A 307-nucleotide genomic window follows, 5' to 3' on the forward strand; every position below is an offset into this window, starting at 1 on the left:
ATAGCTCAGTTGGTAGAGCACGACCTTGCCAAGGTCGGGGTCGCGAGTTCGAGTCTCGTTTCCCGCTCCAAAATTTGAAAGTGCTTGTTAAGCACAGACCACCAAATCGCAGGATTTCGAATTGCGACAAGGCGGCAACTGAATGAGTCCTTAGGAGCTTACTGAAGTAAGTGACTCAGGCGAATGAAGGCAGCCAACGCAGTAGTGGTTCGAAAGACGAAGATTAAGCGGGAATAGCTCAGTTGGTAGAGCACGACCTTGCCAAGGTCGGGGTCGCGAGTTCGAGTCTCGTTTCCCGCTCCAAATT

The 307-nt window shown here is 51.5% G+C and carries 1 tRNA gene; it reads left to right on the top strand.

Going from position 1 to position 307, the window contains the following annotated elements:
- Nucleotides 1-227: 227 nt before the first annotated feature.
- Nucleotides 228-303, top strand: a tRNA-Gly gene (locus OGX97_RS01260).
- Nucleotides 304-307: the final 4 nt, after the last annotated feature.

This window comes from Citrobacter sp. Cpo061 (assembly GCF_030332845.1).
Lineage (GTDB): Bacteria > Pseudomonadota > Gammaproteobacteria > Enterobacterales > Enterobacteriaceae > Citrobacter > Citrobacter portucalensis.